The following is a 20,562-nucleotide window of genomic DNA, read 5'->3' on the forward strand; positions in this document are numbered from 1 at the left end:
GGCCGCAACGTGCGGCCGGCTTCCAGCCTAAGTGGCGCTCAAGTCCGCAAGATGCCGAAACTCGGCGACCACCTGCTCGTAGACGCCACGTTTGAACGACACGATCAGGCCGGGAAGCGTCTCCATCGGCTTCCACTCCCAGGCATCGAACTCCGCGGAATGCCCACCGGGCGGCGGATTGATGGCGATCTCGCTCTCGTCGCCATCGAACCGGAAGGCGAACCAGCGCTGCGTCTGGCCGCGATACTTTCCCTTCAGTCCGATGCCGATCAGCTGCGACGGCAGGTCGTAATTGATCCAGTCCCGCGCCTCTGCAAGCAGGGTCACGGAGCGCATGCCCGTCTCCTCATAGAGCTCACGATAAGCGGCATCCAGCGCGTCTTCGCCCTTGTCGATCCCGCCCTGCGGCATCTGCCAAAGCTGCGGCGAACCGTCATATTCGGAATTCTCCTCGGGAATGCGCCGCCCCGCCCAGACGAGCCCCTGGCGATTGAGGATCATCACGCCGACACATGGGCGGTAAGGCAGGTCCTCGGCCTTCACGGTCATCTCACTCATACCTTCCTCGCTCACGGTTTCTTGGGGTCGTTGGCCAAAGCCGAAACACCGACGATCTCTATCCCACGCATAGCCGCCTCTTCCGTCCATCGGGAAATTGCGTCGATACTCTCGTCGAACGCGGACGCCACGCCGATCGCCTGGCCATTGCGTTTGGCAACGCGCTCGAGCTCATCCAGCTTCTGTAGAATGGCGTTCACATCAAGCTGCTTGTCGAGCTGCACGTCTGCAAATGCATAAGGCAGTTCGGTCCCCTTGGCGATCACCGAGGTCTTCGATTGCGCCGAGCTTCCATCGTCGAGAAAAAGTAGCCCGCGCTGGCTGATATCCCGCAAAACCGGCTCCATCGCCTTTGGATCAGACAGGAAGCGGCCGCCCTGATAGTTCATGATGCCGGTATAGTTGGTGATCTCGGCCATCGAGCGGTGCAGGCTCTGGATGTTGTTGGCGGCGGATTTTGACGTCAGCAGCGTGTCGGGGCCGGGATCGTTCGCCGGATAATCGAATGGCTCAAGCGGAACCTGCAGTAGTATCTCATGCCCGCCGCGACGCGCGTCCTGCATCCAGCGCTGCAGGCTATTGCCGCTGGCGGCAAAGGCGAAGGTGATCTCTTCAGGCAACTGCTTGATGGCGCGCTGTGTGCCGGTCTGGCTGAGCCCTAGCCCGCTGACAACGATCGCAACCCGCGTGCCGCGCGCGCCGGACCAAGGGCGAGCATATTGATCCATCGGCCGCCGCCCGTCAGGGCCGACGATCGGCAGGCGACCGGCAGGCGTGGTCTCGAGCAGGGCCTCGTTGGGCAGAGCCGCCATGCGCGGGTCCTGTCCAGTCTGCATGGCATCGACGAGTACGGGACCGCTGCCGTCGCGCCCCTTGGGACTGAATTTCGTGACCACCGAGCCATCTGGCGCCACCATCTTCTGCACGTTGGCGCCCGAATGCGGATCCGATCGCGGCATGCCGTTGGCCTGTGTATCCTGCTCGGCTGCGGTAGGGACCTTGGGAGCACCGGAAGGCGGCGGCGCCGTCTGCGCCTGCGGCGCGGGCTCCTTGCGAGACAAGCCGTCGTCTCTAAAAGCCGTATAGAGCGAGAAGCCGCCGATCAGCACGAGGCAGAGGCCAGCGACCACGCGACCGATGCGCAGAATACCCGGCCGCTGGCCATCAGGCTTGCGGTTCTGTCCCAGGGGCGCGTGGAGATCGCTGTTCAATTGTCTTTCCTGGTCCGGAGCTCTAGGCAGCAAAAAGGCGTCAGGCCGGATGCACGATCCGGCCTGACGCCTCATTCGTCGATTACTTGGCGCTGCTGACCGCCTTGTCGGGGTTCGGCGGGAAAGACGGGTCCGTCTTCTTGCCGCGCAAAAGGTCGAGCGCGTAGTTCAGCTGGACGTCATCCTTCGGATCCGGCGGGACATAGGCGACGGAGCCGGAGCCCTCGTCAGTCTCGCTCTGGCCCTTGATATGGCCGCGCAGGCTGGATTCGCCTTCCGTCACCATCTTGCCCTTCAGGTCATCCGGCAGCGGCTCCTCCACCTTGATATCGGGCGTGATCCCCGTACCCTGGATCGAGCGGCCCGACGGCGTGTAGTAGAGCGCGGTCGTCAGGCGCAGGGCACCGTTCTCGCCAAGCGGGATGATCGTCTGGACCGACCCCTTGCCGAACGAACGCGTCCCGAGAACCGTCGCGCGGCGCAGATCCTGCAGGGCGCCGGCAACGATTTCCGAAGCCGAGGCCGAGCCACCGTTGATGAGCACGATAACCGGCTTGCCATCGGTCAGGTCACCCGGACCGGCGTTCCAGCGACGGGTTTCATCAGCGTTGCGGCCGCGTGTCGAAACCACTTCACCACGCTGCAGAAGCGCGTCGGAAACCTGGATAGCCTGATCGAGCAGGCCGCCCGGGTTGAGGCGCAGGTCGAGGACATAACCCTTCAGCTTATCAGCCGGCACAGTCTTCTTGATCTTCTCGATCGCCTTTTCGAGGTCTGGATAGGTCTTCTCCGTAAACGAGATGACACGGAGGTAGCCGACGTCATCCTCGACGCGGGACTTGACCGCCTGAACGGCGACGACATCGCGAACAACCGTCAGCTCGATCGGCTTGTCCGCACCCTTGCGGATGAGCGTGAGCTTGATCGGCGTGTTGACCGGACCGCGCATCTTTTCGACGGCATCTTCCAGCTTCAGGCCACGCACGGACTGGCCATCGATCTCGGAGATATAGTCTCCGGCCAGAACGCCGGCCTTGGCAGCGGGCGTGTCGTCGATGGGGGTGATGACCTTGACCAGCTCGTCTTCCATCGTGACCTCGATGCCGAGACCACCGAATTCGCCACGCGTCTGGGTCTGCATGTCCGCAGCGTCCTTGGCGTTCATGTAGCTGGAATGCGGATCGAGCGAGGAGAGCATGCCGTTGATGGCATTCTCGATCAGCTTGTCCTCAGCCGGTGGCGTCACGTACTGGGCGCGAACGCGTTCGAAGACGTCACCAAATACGGAAAGCTCCTTGTAGGTCGAGGCCCCGGCGGCTTCCGCGGGCACGCCGGCGGAATAAATGACGCTCATGGCAGTCGCACCCATCAATGCGCCAACCAGAACAAGAGAAGCCCTACGAATCATTGCGTGCCTTTCCGGTGTCTTTGGCGGTCCACCATGGTCGGGAATCGACCGGTTTACCGTCTTTTCGAAATTCAATGTAAAGCGTTGGTCGGTTTGTTTCCAGCGCCAATGCAGTCGCGCTTGCCACTCTTTTTGCGCCCATCACGGCGAGCGGCTCACCGGCGAAAACAAACTTGCCTTGGCGGGTGCTAATGGTCTCCATTCCCGAGAGAACGAGATGATATCCATCCCCGGTATCAAGAATGATCATCTGTCCATAACTACGGAAAGCGCCGGCATAGACCACATGCCCGTCCGCCGGCGCGGTAACCACTGTTTCCGGATTGGTGGCAAGCGTCATTCCCATGGCCTCGTGCCCGGTTCCATCGGCATCGCCGAACTGGCGAAGCACATCGCCTGCCACTGGCAACTCGAGCTTCGCCTTCAAATCTCCGAACGGATATGCGGGGGCAATGCGGTTTTTATCAGGCACGCCACTCTCGGCTAGGGCCCTGGCCTGGGCTCGCTGCTCGTCGGTCAGAAGCTTGCGGTTTTCCTCGGCCTGACGGGCTGCGGCAGCCGCGTTGCGCACCGATGAAATTTCTGTTTCCATCGAGGCGACAAGGCTTTCCAGGCTCGTCGCCTTACTGGCGAGTTCCTCGGAACGCTTTCTTTCGGTTTCGAGCTCTGCGTTATTGCTCTGGCTGAGCTTTTCGTTCTCCGCGAGCAGCAGGTTCATCCGCCGCTCTTCTTCGAGACTGTTCGTTACCGTCGTCGTCAGGCTACTTTTCTCCGCAGCGCTTGCGGCCTGAAGAGCGGAAAGGTTGGCGAGATCGGCCGCGAGCTTGTCGGTCTCCTTGCGAATGCCCGGCACCACGGCACCAAGCAGGATGGCGCTGCGGACGGAGCCAAGCGCATCATCCGGCGTCACGAGCAGGGCAGGCGGTGGATTACGCCCCATGCGCTGCAGGGCAGCCAGAACTTCGGCCAGCAGGCCGCGTCGCTCGTGCAGCGACCGGCGGGCGGCATCTTCCTTGACGCCGAGTTCCGCCAGCTTCTTTTCGCCGTCGAGTATCTGCTTTTCCAGCGATTTCCGGCGGGCGGCGGAATCGATCAGCGCCTGCCGGATGCTGCTGGTATCCTTCTGCACGTCGGCGATGCTTTTCTCAAGTTCGGCCATCTTGTCGGAGGACAGGTTGATCGTCTTCGACAGCGTTTCCAGTTCCAGCCGCGTCTCGTCACGCTTCCTGGCCAGATCGGCTGCAGGATCGGGTGGCTGCTGCTCGGCGACCCCGGGCGTCGCAACCGGTGCCGGCGCATCCTGCGCGAAGGCCTCAGGTCCGACGATGCGACCGGATAAGCCGAGAACGCACGCGCCAACACCCAACGCCACGACGGGCGGGATCACGTATCGACGCTTGAACGCTGTGCTCGGCATGCCGTCCGAAAGTCCTCTCAAATCGCGCGAAGATTAAGCTGATTTGACATGCTTTTCCAGAAGCATTGCGGGATCGCGCCCACACGCGCAAGGCAAGTCTGCGTGAACGGCCCAACCCGAAACAAGATGGCATCAAACACGGTGATAGGGGTGGCCGGAAAGAATAGTGACGGCGCGATAGAGCTGTTCGGCGATCAGCGTTCGCACCAGCTGGTGCGGCCACGTCATCTTGCCCAGGCAAATCGTGGCGTCCGCGCGATCATAAAGCGTCGGATCCAGTCCGTCCGCGCCGCCGATCGCAATCGTCAGGTCACGCTTGCCCTGATCGCGATAGTTTCCAAGAAGGGTGGCGAAGGCCTCACTGTCGAGCGCCTTGCCGCGCTCGTCGAGCAGGATGAGAATACTTCCCTCGGCGAGAGACTTTTGCAGCATAGCCGCTTCATCGCGTTTGCGGGTCTCGCCGTTCGAAGCACGGCTTTCCGCCACCTCGGCAACGCGGGTGAATTCAAGCCCGACGGCCGGGCCGGCCTTGGCGAAGCGGTCGAAATAGCGCGCCGCAAGATCCTTCTCGGGGCCGGATTTCAACCGCCCCACGGCAAAAAGACCAATGCGCATCCGTCCGCTCCCGCCATCGATTCCGTTGACACAGCCGCAGCTGCGAGCGGAGCATCAGCTCCGGCTCATCGGGCCGCCGTGTATCAGTCGCCGGTCAAAGCGTCCAGACGGGTGTCAGTGCAGCGTTTCGTCCAGATCCGGAGCCGCCCACATCTTTTCGATGTTGTAGAACTCGCGAATTTCAGGACGGAAGACATGCACGATGACATCGCCGGTATCGATGAGGATCCAATCACCGGCATCCTTGCCCTCCACACGGGCGGAGCCGAAACCCTCGTCCTTCAGGTCGGTGAGCAGATGGTCGGCAATCGCCATGACATGCCTGCTCGAACGGCCGGAGACGACTACCATGAAGTCGCCGAGCGCCGATTTTCCGGCAATGTCGATGGAAACGATATCTTCAGCTTTGGAGTCCTCGAGGCTGACGAGGACGGCGTGCAAGGCGCGGGCAGCGGCATCGTCGCCACGTTCCGGGCTCTTCGGGACAACAACGGCAGGCGTTCTTCCCTTGGCGTGTACTGTTGTCAGTGCTTTCCCTTTCTCGGAATGACAAACTATGCACATCACTGATCCGGCGAACCGGATCGTGATTAAGATAGGCACCGAATCATCAACGTTTCAAGACGCTGCCGATCACAAAGCATGAATGCCGTATTTGGGCGGAGAACAGGCATTGCCGGTGCGACTCCGCGGGTGCGGGCTGTGTACAGCCGATCCGCCGGTGCGTAAAGTGTCGGCGCCATCCAGAAGTCCGAAGAGCCGCCCATGAAGACCGCCGCAGACAAAAGCCTGTCACCCATTTTGAGAATCGACTTCCCGCACGACAACCGTCTTGGCCGTGGCAAGATGGAACTGCTGGAGCATATCAGGGAAACCGGCTCGATCTCCGCTGCCGGCCGCGCCATGGACATGTCCTATCGCCGTGCATGGCTGCTGGTCAGCGACATGAACGCCATGTTCAAGGAACCCGTCGTCTCCTCCCAGCGCGGCGGCCAGAAAGGCGGCGGCGCCGCTGTCACGCCGTTCGGCGAGGATCTGCTCGCCCGTTTCAGGCATATGGAGCAGACACTACGGGTCGCGCTCGCGGAGGATCTGACATGGCTGCGGGCCAATCAGTCGCCCGACGGAAACGGCAAAGACTGATTACTGCTCGAGCGCCACCGTCTTGATGACGGCGAAGACGGGCATGCCGGCAACCAGCGCCAACCGCTCGGCAGAGAAGGCCGTGATCCGCGCGGAAATCGTATCGCCGCCGCAATCGACTCTGACATCGACGGTCGCATCGCCCGCCGGCGTCAGCTCGAGAATTATGCCCTCCAGCACATTGAGAGCACTCAATCCTTCCGGCCTTTTGGTCGCCAGCATGACATCGCGCGAGGGAATGCGCACGCGCACCGGCGCTCCCGGGAGTGCCACCGCGCCAGGGAGAAGCAGGCTGTCTCTCTTCAAGGCAATCGTCGTCAACCCCAAGCGATCATCGACGCTTTCCACCCGCCCCGTCAGCACTGCCCCGGCTTCGCGGCGATCCAGCGCGGCGAGCGGATGGCTGAGCACATCGGTGGCCGCGCCGATCGCTTCGACCTTGCCGTCGCGCATGACGACGACCTGATCGGCCAGGCGCACGACCTCGGCGATGGAGTGGCTGACATAGACGATCGGAATATCCATCTCGTCGCGCAGCCGTTCCAAATAGGGCATCACCTCGGCCTTGCGCGCATCATCAAGCGCCGCCAGCGGTTCGTCCATCAACAGCAGCCTTGGGGATGACAGCAGCGCCCGCCCAATCGCCACACGCTGCTTTTCGCCGCCGGAGAGACGGTGCGGTTTGCGCTCCAGAAGGGCCTCGATGCCGAGCAGACCAACGATCCGGTCCAGACTTTCGGTCGCACTGCCGCGGGGAGCGAACCACCGCCCGTAGGAGAGGTTCTGGCGGACGCTCAGGTGCGGAAACAGCCGCGCTTCCTGGAAGACATAACCGAAGCGCCGGCGGTGCTTAGCCACGATGGTTCGCTTTGTAGTGTCGGTCAGCACCTCACCATCAAGCACCACGCGTCCTTCGTCGGGTTTCGTCAGACCGGCAATGATCCTGATCATCGACGTCTTCCCAGATCCCGAGCGCCCGAACAGCGCGGTGATGCCGCGCTCCGAGGTAAAGGCGGCATCGAGCGAAAACGCCCCGAGCTTGTGCTTTACAAAGACATCGAGCGTCATTCAGGCTCGATCCTTCGGCCAACGACGCGTGACATGAACTCCGAGGCCAGGAGAGCCGCCATGGAGATCGCGACCGCGACCAGCGTCAGTCGCAGAGCGCCGGCATCGCCACCAGGAACCTGGGTGAAGGAATAGATCGCCGCCGACAGGGTCTGTGTCTCCCCGGGAATATTGGAAACAAAGGTAATCGTCGCACCGAACTCGCCCATGGCCTTGGCGAAAGCGAGGATCATCCCGGCGATGATGCCCGGCAGGGCGAGAGGCAGCGTAATAGTCAAAAAAACCCAAAGAGGCGCCGCGCCGAGCGTTCCCGCCGCTTCCTCGAGCTTCCGATCGATCGCCTCGATCGACAGGCGGATGCTGCGCACCATCAGCGGAAATGCCATGACCGCGCAGGCGAGCGCCGCGCCGGTCCAGCGAAACGAAAAGACGATCCCGAAATACTGGTCAAGAAAGGCGCCGATCGGCCCGCGGCGACCAAATAGAACCAGCAGAATAAAGCCTGTCACGACAGGCGGCAGGATCAGCGGCAGGTGAACGATGCCATTCAGAACGGACTTGCCCCAGAAGCGTCCACGAGCCAGCAAAAAGGCGACCGCAATCCCGAACGGGAGGCTAGCCAGCATCGCCACAACGGAAACACGCAGACTGAGCAGAATTGCCGTCCATTCGTCGCTGCTCAGGCCAAGTGCATCCAAGCCCATCATCCCCACATGTAAAAGCATCCCCGACCGGCACCACGCTAGGATGCCGGCCGGGAAAGCGCAATCATTTCAGAACGGTGAAGCCCTGCTCGGTGAAGAAATGCGCGGCCTTTTCCGATTTCAGGAATTCGAGATAGCCCGCGGCATCGGGGTTCTTGCTCTCGGCAAGGATAGCGATCGGGTAGATGATCGGCGCATGCGATTCAGCCGGGAAGGTGCCGACGATCGCGACGCCGGGGTCGGCCGTCACGTCGGTCTGGTAGACGATGCCGTAGGGCGCCTCGCCGCGCGAGACGAGCGCGAGCGCCGCGCGAACACTTTCCGCACCGGCAACCTTGGATTCGACCGAGGACCAGACGCCAAGCTTTTCCAGCGCGGCCTTGCCGTATTTGCCCGCGGGCACCGACTTGACTTCGCCCATCGCCAGCTTCCCATCGCCGAGCAGGCCGGCGAGATCGAAGTCCTGCTTGATATCGACGGGCTTTGCCTTGTCCTTGGCGGCAACGAGCACGATGCGATTTCCGAGAAGATTGGAGCGCGTATCGGCCTTGATCAGGTCCTTCTTGGCGACGTAGTCCATCCAGTCGAGATCCGCCGAGATGAACACATCGGCCGGTGCGCCGCCTTCTATCTGCTTGGCAAGCGCCGAACTCGCCGCGTAAGAGGCGGTGGCTTCCTTACCGCTTTCCTTGGCCCAAGCCGCATTGGCGGAATCAAGCGCATTCTTCAAGCTGGCGGCGGCGAAGATTGTGACCTTTTCCGCAGCCATGGCAGGCAGTGCAGCCGTGCCCAGAAACGCGACCGATACGGCCGCAGCCGCGAACTTCACCCAGTGACGACGATTGATCATACCTCAGTCCCCATTTTCGAAATATTCTCAGAAATATAACGTGATCGTCGACTTGGCCAGCGATATGTTCAACGAAATACAACACAACCGAAACCGCTTGCGCGCCGTTCACATAGTTGTGAATAGGGGAGCGCGAGAGGTCGAAATGCCAACAGAACGAGCAGATTAGCCTGACTGGTGCGGCCACCATGCACCGAGCGCATTGCTGCAATGCAGCACAACGGGTTTCTCCTCGCCGAATCTGTGGTACAACATCTTCATCGAACGACGATCTCCTCCTCCCAAAGTCGTTCGATATGGATCGGCAACACTCCTCCTCCCAGTTGTCGATCAAGTTTAGAAAGCCCGACGGATCCTCCCCCGTCGGGCTTTTGCTTTATGAACAATCAGCAAGTTTAGTTGGAAGCGACGTTTTTGGCGCGGATCGCGGTCGAGCTCAGACGGGATCTCGGCCCATGGATGAAAGTCCACGCCGGAGCCCGGCGTTTCCACAGAGCGCGGGAATCATCCTCGTCGACGCGCGCGAAATCGAAGGTCTTGGCCATCTTCGACGAGAGGAACGACAGGGTCGAACCAGGACGGTCGATGACAGCAATCGGGAAAGTCCGCGCGATCTCCTGCCATTTCTGCCAGCGGTGAAACGTCTTCAGGCTGTCCGCGCCCATGATCCAGATGAAATGCACATGCGGATTGCGAGCCTTGACGCGCGCCAGCGTATCGGCAGTGAAGCTCGTTTCGAAATTGCGTTCGAAAGCCGTGATCTTGATCGCCGGGTGCCTTGCCAGCCGCTCGCTCAGTGCAATGCGTTCGGCAAGCGGCAGCAGGTCCCGGCGCTCCTTGAGCGGATTGCCGGGGGTGACCATCCACCAGAGCTGGTCGAGCCCCAGCCGCTTGATAGCGATCTCGGCGACCAGCGCATGGCCCTGATGAGGCGGATTGAACGAGCCACCGAACAGACCGACGACCATCCCCCGCTCGGCATGCGGCATTCGAAGATAGAGTCGGTCGGTTTCGATATTGGTCAAATCAGCGCCGGGTCTGCCCCGTACCGTGTACGCGGTAATTGAACGAGGTCAGTTGCTCCACGCCCACCGGGCCGCGCGCATGCATTTTGCCGGTTGCGATACCGATTTCCGCCCCCATGCCGAACTCCCCGCCATCGGCGAACTGGGTCGAGGCATTGTGGAGCAGGATGGCGGAGTCGAGTTCGTTGAAGAAGCGCGCCACCACGGCGGCATCCTCGGCGATGACAGCTTCGGTGTGATTGGAGGAATACTTCTGAATATGCGCGATGGCTCCCGAGATGCCGTCCACGATGGCAACGGAAACGATGGCATCCAGATATTCCGTCGACCAGTCCTCTTCCGTCGCCGGTGTTGCCGAAGGCGCCACATTCAACACGGCGGCAGAGCCGCGAACCTCGCAGCCGGCGCCCGAGAGCGCGTCCAGAAGCGGCAAGAGATCGACTTCTGCGAGAGAACTATCGACAAGGATCGTCTCAACGGCGCCGCAAACGCCTGTACGGCGCATCTTGGCGTTGACGATGATATCACGCGCCATCGCAAGATCCGCCGAAGCGTCGATATAGATATGGCACAGTCCCTCGAGATGGGCAAAAACAGGCACCCGCGCCTCGTTCTGAACGCGCGCGACAAGGCTCTTGCCGCCGCGCGGAACGATGACATCGATGGCACCATCCAGTCCGCGCAGCATGGCGCCGACGGCAGCCCGGTCGGCGACCGGCACCAACTGGATCGCATGCTCGGGTAGGCCGGCAACCTTCAGCCCCTCGACAAGGCAATCGTGGATCGCCTGCGAAGACCGTCGCGAATCCGAACCGCAGCGCAGGATGACCGCGTTGCCCGCCTTGAGGCAAAGCGCACCCGCATCCGCCGTCACGTTCGGCCGGCTTTCAAAAATCACGCCGATGACGCCGAGCGGCGTGCGGACCCGCTCGATCTTAAGCCCGTTCGGACGATCCCATGCGGCGATCATCTCGCCGACGGGATCGGGCAGCGCCGCGATGGCGCGAATACCCTCGGCCATATCGATCACCCGCCCGTCGTTAAGTGTCAGACGGTCGATGAAGGAAGCGAGCATGTCCGTGCCGGAGACGTCGGCTAGATCTTTTGCATTTTCAGCGAGAATCCGGTCCTTGTTTGCAAGGATTGCGTCCGCCATGGCGTTCAGCGCTCGGTTCTTCGCATCGGTGGAGGCAAAGGCCAACGGTCGCGCAGCAGCCTTGGCCTTGCGGCCGATGTCGTTCATCAGCGCGTCAACATCAGGGCTCTGGGCAACGGTATCAAGCATGGGCTGCGTCCTTCTTGGGCCTTTCCGATTTCGATTTTCCTTGCGACGTCATCACCATGTCGTCGCGATGGATCATGGCGGCGCGTCCGGCATAACCGAGGATCGCCTCGATCTCCGCCGATTTGCGGCCGGTAATCTGCCGTGCTTCGTCCGCGTCATAGCCGGCGAGGCCCCGCGCAATCTCGCGCCCGTTTGGCGCAACGATGGCAACGGTGTCGCCGCGGCTGAACAAGCCGACGACCTTACGCACGCCTGCGGGAAGCAGGCTCTTGCCGGCTCCAAGCGCGGTCACGGCGCCATCGTCGACATGCAATTCGCCCGCAGGCTGCAACTGTCCGGCGATCCAGGTCTTCCGTGCGGTCACAGGCGTGCCAGAAGGCGCGAACCACGACGAGCGCGCGCCGTTTTCGATGGCTGAAAGCGGGCCGTCCGTTTTGCCCGATGCGATGATCATTGCGCAGCCCGAGGTCGTTGCGATCTTGCCGGCATCGATCTTGGTGCGCATGCCGCCCCTGGAAAGCTCGGAGGCCGCACCGCCCGCCATCGCCTCGATCTCGGGCGTGATCTCGGCGATCGTTTCCAGGAACCGCGCCTGGGGGTCGAGATGCGGCGGCGCCGTATAAAGGCCGTCGATATCGGAAAGCAGGATCAGCAGGTCCGCGCCGGTCATCGTTGCCACGCGCGCCGCCAGGCGATCATTATCGCCATACCGGATTTCGCTCGTGGCGACGGTATCGTTCTCGTTGATGATCGGCACCGCACCGATCTTGAGCAACTGATTGATCGTGGCGCGCGCATTGAGGTAGCGGCGACGCTCTTCAGTATCTCCGAGCGTCAGAAGGATTTGACCAGCCACGATCTTGTCGCGTGACAAGCTCTCCGACCAGTCGCGCGCCAAGGCAATCTGGCCCACCGCTGCGGCCGCCTGGCTTTCTTCGAGCTTCAACGCGCCCGACGGCAGATCGAGCACCGAGCGACCAAGCGCAATCGCACCCGATGACACGACGAGAATATCGACACCCTTGGCCTTCAACTTCGCGATATCGGCGCACATCGCGTCCAGCCAAACTTTCTTCAGGCCGGCTTTGCGATCGACGAGAAGCGCGGAACCGATCTTGATGACGATCCTGCGATAGCTACCAAGCGCTTTGAGGCTAGTCATTGGCCTCATCCTCATCAGCGACGATATCGCGATGACGCAGCTTAGGCGCTCTGGCCGGCTTTTCCTGGATATTCGCCTCGGCATTGGCCTCGACGATGATATCGCGCAGCGCGCGCAGCACTTCGGTCATGCCCATGCCCGTTGCCGCGGAGATCTGGTAAGGCGTGCTGCCGCAGGCCTTGGCCAGTTCCTTAGTCTTCTTCGTCAGCGTCGCCTTGTCGAGAATATCGATCTGCGACAGCGCCACGATCTCCGGCTTGTCGCCAATCTCGTCGCTATAGGCCCTGAGCTCGTGCTTAACCGTTTTGTAGGCCTTGCCGACATTCTCTTCCTGCGCGGAAACGAGATGAAGCAGAACGCGCGTACGCTCGACATGGCCGAGGAACCGGTCACCAATGCCGACGCCCTCATGCGCGCCTTCGATCAGGCCGGGAATGTCGGCGAGAATGAATTCGCGCTCGTCGATCGTCGCAACACCAAGATTGGGATGCAGCGTCGTGAAGGGATAATTGGCGATCTTCGGACGCGCGCGGGTAACGGCCGCGAGGAACGTCGACTTGCCGGCATTCGGCAGACCGACCAGACCGGCATCGGCGATCAGCTTCAGGCGCAGCCAGATCGTCTTTTCTTCGCCCTCGAGGCCAGGATTGGCCCAATCCGGCGCCTGATTGACGGAGGTCTTGAAGTGGGCGTTACCGAAGCCGCCATTGCCGCCTCGGGCTAGGCAATAGCGCTGCCCCTCCTCCGTCAGGTCGCAGATCAGCGTCTCTTGGTCTTCCTCGAATATCTGCGTTCCAACCGGAACCTTCAGCGTCACATGCTCGCCATTGGCGCCGGTTCGGTTCCGGCCCATGCCGTGGGTGCCGATCGTCGCTTTGAAGTGCTGCTGGAAACGGAAATCGATCAGCGTGTTGAGACCGTTGACGGTCTCAACCCAGACGTCACCGCCGCGTCCGCCGTCACCTCCGTCAGGACCGCCGAATTCGATGAACTTCTCGCGCCTGAACGAGACGGCACCCGCGCCACCGCTCCCGGACTTGATATAGACCTTTGCTTCGTCGAGAAATTTCATTTTACTTCCATCATTCGGTGTCAGTTGGACGCCCGTCTCGGCCTGATCGATATAGGCCGTTCAGCCGGAGGTCAAAGATTATCGTTAGGTTTGCGAGCTATAACATACAGTACGGCTTCGGTCTCGACGGGTTCTACGATCTCGCACGAATCGCCGACAGTGTGCGAAGCGCCGACGTGATCGCGTTGCAGGAGGTGACGCGCGGCTTCTCCAAAAACCGCCATGCGGACATGGTGGCCGACCTCGCGGCCCTGTTCCCCGACTATTTCTGGGTGTATGGACCCGCCTGCGATCTGCACGTGGACAGGATGGGCGATGCACCGGCACCACGCAACACCCGCATGCAGTTCGGCAATATGATCCTGTCGCGCTGGCCGATCCTGTCGACCAGAACCCTGCTCCTGCCGCGCAGCCGCACCATCTCCAAGCTCAACCTGCAGCGCGGCGCGACCGAGGCGGTGATCGATGTTCCCGGCGGCGCGCTTCGTGTCTACTCCGTCCACCTCGACCATGTTTCCAACGACGAGCGTATCCGGCAACTCGCCTATCTGAACGACCGCATCAACGCCTTCACGCATGAAGGCGGATCGGTCACCGGAGCCACGGAGTTCGGCATCGAAGACCTGCCGCTGCCGGAAGACTATGTCGTCATGGGCGATTTCAACATGCTGCCGGAATCGCCCGAATATTGCAGCTTCGCCGGCGCCAGCGACGGCTACTACGGCCGCACCGCACGGATCGGCACCCCGATCGACGCGCTTGCGGCGCTGATGGCTTACGCCCCTGATAGCTATAGCTGGATGGATCCCGTGGATCCCGGCAAACGCATGCATCTCGATTACATCTTTGTCAGTTGTGGCCTCGAGCGCCGGCTGAAATCCGCAAGCGTCGATACCACAGCAATGGGATCCGACCATTTTCCCGTCTGGCTTGAAATCGACGGTTGAGAAAAGCGCCCCCAGCAAAAGCCGGAGACGCTCTTGTTTCGTCAGGCGCTCCTTGGCAGCTGCAGGGCGCCAGGTTTCAGCATCGTCTCGACATGCGTGACCATGGTGTTGCGCGCAAAACTGTAGACCTCGCTGCAACCGGTCATGCGAAAGCCGAGCTTCTCCTGAAGCCGGAGCGACGCGGGATTGTCGGCGAACACGCCCGAATGCACCGTGGTCTCGGGCATCCGGCGTGAAAACCGCTCCAGCGTCGCCGCGACAGCCTCGCTCATGTAGCCGCGCCGCCAATAGTAGCGGTTCAGCCAGTAGCCAAGGTGCCAGCGGCCGTGCCGCAGCTCGATCGAAACGACGCCGATATGGGCGTCGTCGCCATCAGTAATCGCAAACTGCCAGTCACGTGCACCGCGCGCGGTAACCGGCACCAGCCAGTCCAGCGCATCCTGCCTGTCGTAGGGTGCGGGCACCCGCGCAAGCATCCGCGTCACCGCGAAATCGGAGAGCGATTCCGCGATGGCATCGGCATCGGAGAGCCGGTGCGGCCGCAGCGTCAGCCGTTCGGTGACGATGGCAGGCAGACTGCCGGCCGTTGCGGCCTGGACCCGGGGTCGCTGAAGATCGAGGGCGTTCATAAGACACTCCCCCAGCTTCTGAGCGACATCCAGGTCTTGCGATCAAGCCGATACCATTCGACTGGAACGTTGCTGCCAAGCGCGAGCGAGGCGGCAAGGCCCGATCCCTGAAACTGGAAGCCGCACTTCTGGATGACCCGCCGCGACGCAATGTTCATCACCCGGCAACGGGCATCGATCTGCTCGATATCCTGCCGCGTGCGGAAGACCATGTCGACCAGGGCATGGCATGCCTCGGTCATATAGCCCTGATTCCAGAAACGTTCCCCCAGCCAGTAACCGATCTCGACGGTGCGACCGTCCAGATGCGGCTCGATCCCGCAGCAACCGATGAAGGCGCCGTTTTCGGCTTTGGTAATCGCATAGACGCACTTGCCAATCTCGCCATTTTTCGTGCGTCGCACGAAGTCGGCGGCATCATTGGCCGTATACGGGTGCGGCATGCGCGACACCATTGTGGCGACTTTGGCGTTGTTGGCGAGATGGGCAAGGGCGTCGATGTCTTCTTCGTGCGGCGCGCGCATGACGAGCCTTTCCGACAGTAAGACGGGGCAATCGGTCCTTAACCGTTCCGGCCTCAGCCGTTCTTCGGGAGACCTCTGGTCTCTCCGTAACAATTCGCCTTGCATGGTTCAGTCCTCCTTGAAGGTAAAGAAAAAGGGGAGATGGGTGGTGCCCCATCTCCCCTTTTTTCTTGACTGAACCTGGTACGCTCAGCCGGGTCGATGAGACACCGGCTGCTATAAAGCGCTACCGGCTTATTCCGCTGCTTCCGCTTTCGGCATCACGGATACGTATACGCGGCCGTTGGCCTTCGTACGGTAGTTCACATTGCCGGCGGTGAGAGCAAAGATCGTGTGATCCTTGCCGAGGCCGACGTTGGAACCCGGGTGCCACTGCGTACCGCGCTGACGCACGATAATGTTGCCTGCGATGACGGCTTCGCCGCCGAACTTCTTCACGCCAAGGCGCTTGGATTCGGAATCACGACCGTTGCGCGACGAACCGCCAGCTTTTTTGTGTGCCATTGGAGTTCTCCTTTAAACCTTAAGTCCCGTGATCTTACTTGGCAGCCACGATGTCCGTGATACGGACAACGGTGTGGTGCTGACGATGGCCGCGCGAGCGCTTCGAGTTCTGACGACGGCGCTTCTTGAAGGCGATGACCTTCTTGCCGCGGTTGTGCTCGACCACTTCGGCCTTGACGGAAGCGCCCTTGACGAAGGGAGCACCGATCGCAGCGTCGGCGCCTTCGCCGATGACCAGGACTTCGGTGAATTCAATTGCGTCGCCAGCGGTTGCTTCAAGCTTCTCGATGGTCAGCACGTCGTTTGCCGCCACACGGTACTGCTTACCGCCGGTCTTGATGACTGCGAACATTTTTTATCCTTTCATGTTCGTTCCGGCTCGGCCCGCGTCAAAACAGGCGGCCGTCTTTTTATCAGTCTGTGTTGAGCAGGGATTTCAGGGCTTTTGCCCAGGAATTCTGGCTGCCGGTGATGTCCCACGCAGGCGCAGGACGGACAAGGCGCAGACTTATCCACACCTATTGGGTTGCGCAGATACGCGAGCGCAAAAAAACTGTCAAGGTAAAAGGATGACAAAAGGATGAAATGCCTTGAGATTCCGACTTGCCAGCCCGGCAAACTCTCGCTATGAGACAGCCCGCGCTGACCAACGCGTCATCATGCTCAAGCGGAGAGGTGGCTGAGTGGTCGAAAGCACCGCACTCGAAATGCGGCATACGGGCAACCGTATCGTGGGTTCGAATCCCACCCTCTCCGCCATTTTCCAAGTTTCCGCAGACCGCGCTTAGACCCGCGCTCGAAGGGCTACAAACGTCTCCAATCCGGCCTAAATCAGCTTCTCGGTCCAAGCCTCCATGGCATCACCGCAGTTCATGTCGGGCGGCGCAAGTCCGTCGATCATGAATGTTGGGGAGACATGAGCCCGTTTTGCCGAGTTCCGTCGGCCCACCATCCCGACAGACTCAATCGACAGCTGTGTATCAACGCTTGACGGCGCGGCCGCTGCGGCTTTCGGCGATGGCGCGCGCCTGATGGCGATGCACCAGTGCGGTCTGCACCTCGGCCTGAAACGTCATGACCTGACGACGCATATCAGCTTCCGAGAGACCGAGCCCTGTCAACTCGTCGGCCAAGCGGCGGCATTCCGTCTTCCAGAAACGAACGGCTTCTTCGCCGTGCCGGCTGTCCAGCTCGGCGGCGCAGCGCTCGATATCGCCGGCGCGCGAAGCGACCGGGAAAAGGACGATTCCGCTTGAGGTCATTGTCTTCGGGGCTTTGTTTGACTGTACTGACATCGACTCGTTCCGTTACACTGACCTCATCAGTACCGGACCATGGTTAACGCTTTCCTCCGTCGCGCCACGAAACCTAGGATGCCGTGCCAAATCGAGAGAGGCGCCGCAGGGAAATTGCATCCACAGGTCGCGGGGACTTTCGAAGTTCGGCGATTGCCGCTAACATTTTAATCTGTTGGTGGGGGTTGCTGGGAATGCAGAGACTGCTGGCGAAGCCGGTTGGGGCGGCTATCGTGATTTTCGCGCGGGCGATAACGGCCGTGCGCGCGATATGGCCGGGCGAAGGTGCGCCGTCGGGGCGCTGCGTGTATTTCGCCAATCACTGCAGCCACGGCGACTTCATCCTGGTTTGGGCGGTTCTGCCTCCGGCCTTGCGCAAGAGCACGCGGCCGGTCGCGGGTGCCGAATATTGGCTGAAGTCGTCGATCAACCGATTCATCGGCCGCGACGTTTTTCGCGCGGTGCTGATCGAGCGCGACCGCGACAAGCGCACGGCCGATCCGATTACCGTCATGACGGACGCGATCGATGCCGGCTCCTCGCTCATCCTCTTTCCCGAAGGCACGCGCAATCAGACTGATGCACTGCTGTTGCCATTCAAGAGCGGGCTGTTTCACCTGGCATCCGCACGGCCCGATATCCAGCTTGTTCCCGTCTGGATCGACAATCTCAACCGGGTCATGCCGAAGGGCGAGATCGTACCGATCCCGCTTATCTGCACCGTCACCTTCGGCAGCCCGATGACGATCGCGTCCGGCGAAACCAAGGAAGCCTTTCTCGAAAGAACGCGGCAGGCGCTGCTGCATCTATCCCCCAAGCACGCAGGCGGTGGCGAATGAACGCGGCAGACTCCGATCTCTGGACACTGGTCCTCGGCATAGTCGCGGTCCTCGTGGTCGCCTCGGCGATCGGCTTTGTCCTGCAACGGCGTCTGTCTCCGGATCACGCGAACTCCGCCATCGAAAACCTGAATGCGCGTATCAAGGCGTGGTGGGTCATGGTCATCCTGATCGGACTTGCCTTTATCGCCGGCCGCGTCGGAATTCTTGTCCTGTTCGGATTTTGCTCCTTCGCGGCGCTGCGCGAATTCATCACGCTTACCAACACCAAGCGGGCCGATCACTGGGCCCTCGCCGCCGCCTTCTTCGTTGTGCTGCCGATCCAGTACGGACTGCTCTGGTTCAAGCAGTATGGCATCTTCTCGATCTTCATCCCCGTCTACGCCTTCCTGCTGATGCCGATCATCTCGGTTCTGCGCGGCGATACCGAGCGCTTTCTCGTGCGCATCGCCGAGGTGCAGTGGGCCCTGATGATCTGCGTCTTCTGCGCCTCGCACGTGCCGGCGCTGCTGACGCTTGAAATCGCCGGCTATGAAGGTCGGAACGTGCTCTTGATCGCCTTTCTCGTCATTATCGTGCAGATGAGCGACGTGTTACAATATGTCTGGGGCAAGCTGTTCGGCAAAACCAAGATCGCTCCCAACCTTTCGCCCTCGAAAACGGTGGAGGGTTTCGTCGGAGGAATCGCAAGCGCCACGCTGATTGGTGCCGCACTCTGGTGGATAACGCCTTTCACGCCCTTCCAGGCCGGCCTTCTCGCGCTGATCATCACGTTGATGGGCTTTTTCGGCGGCCTCGTCATGTCCGCCATCAAGCGCGATCGGGGCGTCAAGGATTGGGGCCATCTGATCGAGGGACATGGAGGGTTGATCGACCGTCTGGACTCGGTCGTCTTCTCCGCACCGATCTTCTTCCATATCGTGCGCTATTGGTGGTCGGCCGCCTGATGGAAACGATAAGGCGCATTGCGGCCAGCAGCATCACCCATGTGCTCTTTGCCTTCGTCGCGATGGGCGGCTGGGCCGTCTTCGCCAACCGCGATCATTCAGCCTTGCGCGCCGGATTGGCGGGCCTTGTCCAAGGTGGACTGTCGGCCTGCCTCACTCTGTTCCTCAAGAAGGCGGTCGAATTCCTCGCTGGAAAATTTGATGGATCCGCCCCCTTTTGGGCGCCACCGCTGATCGCCTGCATCGCTTCCACCACCATCCTGGTGCTGATCCATGCATTGAGCGGAACGCCCGAGATCCTCAAAACGATCGCCGTGCCGCTCGCCGTTTCCACCAGCTACGCAACGGCCTACAGCTATTCCCTGACCCGAAGGAGGCGCAGACAATGACCGAATCCGGAGATCGCCGACCGCTGGCAAGCCGAGACACGCAATGGGCAAGACGCATCGCCCAATGGCTGGCAACGCGATCCGTGACGCCGAACCAGATTTCGCAGGCGAGCATGGTCGCCGCGGCGCTGGCGGCGGTGCCTTCTTTCTCGCCGGGCAGCAATATGGCCTTGCCCGTATTCTGCTGCTCGTGCTCGCGGCCGCGTTCTGCCAGATGCGCCTGCTCTGCAATCTGTTCGATGGCATGGTTGCGGTGGAAGGCGGAAAGGGCGCCGCGGATGGGCCCTTCTGGAACGAGTTCCCTGATCGTATCGCCGATATCCTGATCCTGGCCGGCGCAGGCTATGGCATCGGGTTGCCCGGTTTGGGTTGGGCGGCAGCGACCTTCGCCGTGCTGACCGCCTACACCAGGGAACTGGGACGCGCCACCGGCAACCCGAGTGATTTTTCCGGCCCGATGGCCAAGCAGCATCGCATGGCGACGATCACGGCCGCCGCCGTCATTTCTTTGCTGGAGCCTCTCTGGAATGGCCGCAACGAGATCCTGACCGTCGCGCTTTGGATTATCGCGATCGGCGCCGGCTTCACAGCCCTGCGACGCGGGGGCAATCTTGTCGCGCGCCTCAAGGATGCCGGTTCACAAAGGTAGCAAATTCCGGATCTGCGGCACGCCTATGTGACAAAGGCGTACCGGAAATGACAAAAGTGCGCTTTGCAGACGGTGATGTCGACAATAGAAAAGGCCGCGTCGCTTCTGTTTTCCCCGAAGCGACCCTGGACTAGCCTCGCTTCGGCGAGGCATTTTTCTCTTCCCTTCATTTATAAGATTTTTATATCCGCGCGCCGCGGTCGGTCTCGAACGCTTATGCGCTTCGGCCGCATATTGATGTCCGAGAGAAACTTCCACTCTCCGCGCCAGAAAGCATGAATGGTGCCATCCCAGCGATGGCGCCCTTCGTCTTGTCTGACT

Annotated in this window: 23 protein-coding genes, 1 tRNA gene and 1 pseudogene; 7 read left to right on the plus strand and 18 right to left on the minus strand. The window is 61.2% G+C overall.

Features of this window, described 5'->3' with window-relative positions:
- Positions 1–27 precede the first annotated feature (27 nt).
- The 6 genes from QTL95_RS00825 to rsfS form a co-directional block, all read right to left on the minus strand.
- On the minus strand, positions 28–558 hold the full coding sequence (locus tag QTL95_RS00825) for an RNA pyrophosphohydrolase (RefSeq protein WP_289718072.1): 531 nt from the start codon (positions 556–558) through the stop codon (positions 28–30).
- Between the two features lie 11 nt (positions 559–569).
- The gene (locus tag QTL95_RS00830) at positions 570–1,769 is read right to left on the minus strand and encodes a divergent polysaccharide deacetylase family protein (protein WP_289718073.1); all 1,200 of its coding nucleotides are present in this window, start codon (positions 1,767–1,769) and stop codon (positions 570–572) included.
- An 82-nt stretch (positions 1,770–1,851) separates the two neighbouring features.
- Complete coding sequence (locus tag QTL95_RS00835; RefSeq protein WP_037181625.1) at positions 1,852–3,177, minus strand: S41 family peptidase; 1,326 nt, start codon at positions 3,175–3,177, stop codon at positions 1,852–1,854.
- Entirely contained in the window at positions 3,167–4,564 is a 1,398-nt protein-coding gene (locus QTL95_RS00840) for a murein hydrolase activator EnvC family protein (RefSeq protein ID WP_289718181.1), read from the minus strand. Before QTL95_RS00840 ends, QTL95_RS00835 begins: the two co-directional genes overlap by 11 nt.
- A 162-nt stretch (positions 4,565–4,726) precedes the next feature.
- Positions 4,727–5,209 (minus strand): 23S rRNA (pseudouridine(1915)-N(3))-methyltransferase RlmH, encoded by a 483-nt coding sequence (rlmH, locus tag QTL95_RS00845; protein WP_289718074.1) that lies wholly within the window; start codon positions 5,207–5,209, stop codon positions 4,727–4,729.
- Positions 5,210–5,323: 114 nt separating this feature from the next.
- Positions 5,324–5,773 carry a ribosome silencing factor gene (gene rsfS / locus QTL95_RS00850; protein WP_197069527.1) on the minus strand — a complete coding sequence of 150 codons (450 nt, stop codon included), beginning with the start codon at positions 5,771–5,773 and terminating at the stop codon, positions 5,324–5,326.
- 201 nt (positions 5,774–5,974) lie between these two features.
- Here rsfS and QTL95_RS00855 point away from each other — a divergent pair, with 201 nt between their 5' ends.
- Positions 5,975–6,352, plus strand: a complete 378-nt coding sequence (locus tag QTL95_RS00855; protein WP_289718075.1) for a winged helix-turn-helix domain-containing protein — start codon at positions 5,975–5,977, stop codon at positions 6,350–6,352.
- On the opposite strand, the gene modC is transcribed toward QTL95_RS00855, so the two are convergent.
- The 7 genes from modC to obgE all read right to left on the minus strand — a co-directional run bounded on the left by modC (position 6,353) and on the right by obgE (position 13,518).
- Positions 6,353–7,420, minus strand: a complete 1,068-nt coding sequence (gene modC, locus QTL95_RS00860) for a molybdenum ABC transporter ATP-binding protein (protein WP_289718076.1) — start codon at positions 7,418–7,420, stop codon at positions 6,353–6,355.
- The gene (gene modB / locus QTL95_RS00865) at positions 7,417–8,118 is read right to left on the minus strand and encodes a molybdate ABC transporter permease subunit (protein WP_289718077.1); all 702 of its coding nucleotides are present in this window, start codon (positions 8,116–8,118) and stop codon (positions 7,417–7,419) included. Before modB ends, modC begins: the two co-directional genes overlap by 4 nt.
- Before the next feature lie 70 nt (positions 8,119–8,188).
- Positions 8,189–8,974: a molybdate ABC transporter substrate-binding protein gene (gene modA, locus QTL95_RS00870; RefSeq protein WP_289718078.1), complete on the minus strand. Its 786-nt coding sequence runs from the start codon at positions 8,972–8,974 to the stop codon at positions 8,189–8,191.
- Positions 8,975–9,369: 395 nt separating this feature from the next.
- On the minus strand, positions 9,370–9,963 hold the full coding sequence (locus QTL95_RS00875) for a nicotinate-nucleotide adenylyltransferase (RefSeq protein WP_289718182.1): 594 nt from the start codon (positions 9,961–9,963) through the stop codon (positions 9,370–9,372).
- Between the two features lie 37 nt (positions 9,964–10,000).
- Positions 10,001–11,284: a glutamate-5-semialdehyde dehydrogenase gene (locus tag QTL95_RS00880; protein WP_289718079.1), complete on the minus strand. Its 1,284-nt coding sequence runs from the start codon at positions 11,282–11,284 to the stop codon at positions 10,001–10,003.
- On the minus strand, positions 11,277–12,446 hold the full coding sequence (proB, locus tag QTL95_RS00885) for a glutamate 5-kinase (protein WP_289718080.1): 1,170 nt from the start codon (positions 12,444–12,446) through the stop codon (positions 11,277–11,279). The genes QTL95_RS00880 and proB overlap by 8 nt, the downstream gene beginning before the upstream one ends.
- Positions 12,439–13,518: a GTPase ObgE gene (obgE, locus tag QTL95_RS00890; RefSeq protein ID WP_289718081.1), complete on the minus strand. Its 1,080-nt coding sequence runs from the start codon at positions 13,516–13,518 to the stop codon at positions 12,439–12,441. Before obgE ends, proB begins: the two co-directional genes overlap by 8 nt.
- Positions 13,519–13,598: 80 nt before the next feature.
- Here obgE and QTL95_RS00895 point away from each other — a divergent pair, with 80 nt between their 5' ends.
- Entirely contained in the window at positions 13,599–14,465 is an 867-nt protein-coding gene (locus QTL95_RS00895) for an endonuclease/exonuclease/phosphatase family protein (RefSeq protein WP_289718183.1), read from the plus strand.
- Between the two features lie 41 nt (positions 14,466–14,506).
- On the opposite strand, the gene QTL95_RS00900 is transcribed toward QTL95_RS00895, so the two are convergent.
- The 4 genes from QTL95_RS00900 to rplU all read right to left on the minus strand — a co-directional run bounded on the left by QTL95_RS00900 (position 14,507) and on the right by rplU (position 16,474).
- On the minus strand, positions 14,507–15,094 hold the full coding sequence (locus QTL95_RS00900) for a GNAT family N-acetyltransferase (protein ID WP_289718082.1): 588 nt from the start codon (positions 15,092–15,094) through the stop codon (positions 14,507–14,509).
- Positions 15,091–15,723 (minus strand): GNAT family N-acetyltransferase, encoded by a 633-nt coding sequence (locus tag QTL95_RS00905; RefSeq protein ID WP_112533200.1) that lies wholly within the window; start codon positions 15,721–15,723, stop codon positions 15,091–15,093. Before QTL95_RS00905 ends, QTL95_RS00900 begins: the two co-directional genes overlap by 4 nt.
- Positions 15,724–15,852: 129 nt before the next feature.
- On the minus strand, positions 15,853–16,122 hold the full coding sequence (gene rpmA, locus QTL95_RS00910; protein ID WP_004127267.1) for a 50S ribosomal protein L27: 270 nt from the start codon (positions 16,120–16,122) through the stop codon (positions 15,853–15,855).
- Positions 16,123–16,156: 34 nt separating this feature from the next.
- Positions 16,157–16,474, minus strand: a complete 318-nt coding sequence (gene rplU, locus QTL95_RS00915; protein WP_007528566.1) for a 50S ribosomal protein L21 — start codon at positions 16,472–16,474, stop codon at positions 16,157–16,159.
- A 317-nt stretch (positions 16,475–16,791) separates the two neighbouring features.
- Here rplU and QTL95_RS00920 point away from each other — a divergent pair.
- Positions 16,792–16,881, plus strand: a tRNA-Ser gene (locus QTL95_RS00920).
- 221 nt (positions 16,882–17,102) lie between these two features.
- Here QTL95_RS00920 and QTL95_RS00925 read toward each other — a convergent pair.
- A complete protein-coding gene (locus QTL95_RS00925; RefSeq protein WP_289718083.1) occupies positions 17,103–17,417 on the minus strand; it encodes a DUF6074 family protein in 315 nt (104 codons plus the stop codon).
- A 194-nt stretch (positions 17,418–17,611) separates the two neighbouring features.
- Here QTL95_RS00925 and QTL95_RS00930 point away from each other — a divergent pair, with 194 nt between their 5' ends.
- From QTL95_RS00930 to QTL95_RS00945, 4 genes and pseudogenes are all read left to right on the plus strand, one after another.
- Entirely contained in the window at positions 17,612–18,256 is a 645-nt protein-coding gene (locus QTL95_RS00930; RefSeq protein WP_289718084.1) for a lysophospholipid acyltransferase family protein, read from the plus strand.
- On the plus strand, positions 18,253–19,203 hold the full coding sequence (locus tag QTL95_RS00935; RefSeq protein WP_289718085.1) for a phosphatidate cytidylyltransferase: 951 nt from the start codon (positions 18,253–18,255) through the stop codon (positions 19,201–19,203). The genes QTL95_RS00930 and QTL95_RS00935 overlap by 4 nt, the downstream gene beginning before the upstream one ends.
- Positions 19,203–19,592 carry a hypothetical protein gene (locus QTL95_RS00940; RefSeq protein WP_289718184.1) on the plus strand — a complete coding sequence of 130 codons (390 nt, stop codon included), beginning with the start codon at positions 19,203–19,205 and terminating at the stop codon, positions 19,590–19,592. The genes QTL95_RS00935 and QTL95_RS00940 overlap by 1 nt, the downstream gene beginning before the upstream one ends.
- A pseudogene (locus QTL95_RS00945) lies at positions 19,589–20,241 on the plus strand (CDP-alcohol phosphatidyltransferase family protein). The gene QTL95_RS00940 and the pseudogene QTL95_RS00945 overlap by 4 nt, the downstream one beginning before the upstream one ends.
- Positions 20,242–20,562 lie beyond the last annotated feature (321 nt).

Source organism: Rhizobium sp. S152 (genome assembly GCF_030380735.1).
Lineage (GTDB): Bacteria > Pseudomonadota > Alphaproteobacteria > Rhizobiales > Rhizobiaceae > Rhizobium.